This window comes from Paenibacillus vulneris (assembly GCF_039543185.1).
GTDB lineage: Bacteria > Bacillota > Bacilli > Paenibacillales > NBRC-103111 > Paenibacillus_S > Paenibacillus_S vulneris.
Genome location: NZ_BAABJG010000016.1, coordinates 1 through 1,320, shown reverse-complemented (window position 1 = coordinate 1,320; position 1,320 = coordinate 1). Strand labels below are relative to the sequence as shown.

The window sequence follows — 1,320 nt, the reverse complement described above, 5'->3', positions numbered from 1 at the left end:
CACACGGTTTCGGGTCTACGCCCACGTACTATAGCGCCCTATTCAGACTCGCTTTCGCTGCGGCTTCGGCTTTTCACCTTAACCTTGCACGGGAACGTAACTCGCCGGTTCATTCTACAAAAGGCACGCCATCACCCGTTAACGGGCTCTGACTTCTTGTAAGCACACGGTTTCAGGTTCTATTTCACTCCGCTCCCGCGGTTCTTTTCACCTTTCCCTCACGGTACTGCTTCACTATCGGTCGCTAGGGAGTATTTAGCCTTGGCAGATGGTCCTGCCTGCTTCCCACGAGGTTTCACGTGTCTCGCGGTACTCGGGATCCGTCTAGCGATACGTTGATTTTTGGCTACAGGACTTTTACCCCCTATGGTGAGCCTTTCCAGACTGCTTCGCCTAACCAACTTTTCGCCTATTGACGTCCCACAACCCCAGAGGGCAAGCCCCCTGGTTTGGGCTATTCCGCTTTCGCTCGCCGCTACTGACGGAATCACTATTGTTTTCTTCTCCTGAGGGTACTTAGATGTTTCAGTTCCCCTCGTATGCCTCTGCACACCCTATGTATTCAGATGTGAGTAACTGAGTATTACCTCAGCTGGGTTTCCCCATTCGGACATCCCCGGATCAAAGCCTGCTTACGGCTCCCCGAGGCAATATCGTCGTTCGCCACGTCCTTCATCGGCTCCTAGCGCCTAGGCATCCTCCGTGTGCTCTTATTAGCTTAACCATGCTAATACACGTTGTATTGCTCTACGCATTGTATTTCAGTATCTAGTTTTCAAGGAACAATCGCTCTGTAACTGTCACATCAATTACTTGATGTCCGTTAACAGAATATTGGTGGAGCCAAGCGGGATCGAACCGCTGACCTCCTGCTTGCAAGGCAGGCGCTCTCCCAGCTGAGCTATGGCCCCATATCAAAATATAAAATTGTATGGTGGGCCCTAGTGGACTCGAACCACCGACCTCACCCTTATCAGGGGTGCGCTCTAACCAGCTGAGCTAAGGGCCCTCATGAACTTATTACAAACCCATAATTGGGTTCGCTTGGCGACGTTCTACTCTCCCAGGACCCTTCGGTCCAAGTACCATCGACGCTGGAAGGCTTAACGTTCGTGTTCGGTATGGGTACGCGTGGTTCCCTTCCGCCATCATCACCAAACGAATATGGAGAAGTATTACCCTCTCAAAACTGAGCAACGAGTGAATGTTGTTTGCAGTATATACTGCATATTGTCCGATGACCTACAGCCATCATGGACTCCATAGAAAGGAGGTGATCCAGCCGCACCTTCCGATACGGCTACCTTGTTACGACTTCAC

General features: G+C 51.2%; 2 tRNA genes and 3 rRNA genes. All 5 read right to left on the bottom strand.

Features of this window, described 5'->3' with window-relative positions:
- Positions 1–724: ribosomal RNA gene (locus ABEA66_RS17400) — 23S ribosomal RNA — on the bottom strand; the annotation flags it as partial.
- Positions 725–835: 111 nt separating this feature from the next.
- Positions 836–911: transfer RNA gene (locus ABEA66_RS17395), tRNA-Ala, on the bottom strand.
- A gap of 21 nt (positions 912–932) precedes the next feature.
- Positions 933–1,009 (bottom strand) — tRNA-Ile (locus ABEA66_RS17390).
- A gap of 33 nt (positions 1,010–1,042) precedes the next feature.
- Positions 1,043–1,159 (bottom strand): 5S ribosomal RNA (gene rrf, locus ABEA66_RS17385).
- Between the two features lie 107 nt (positions 1,160–1,266).
- Positions 1,267–1,320, bottom strand: a 16S ribosomal RNA gene (locus tag ABEA66_RS17380); the annotation flags it as partial.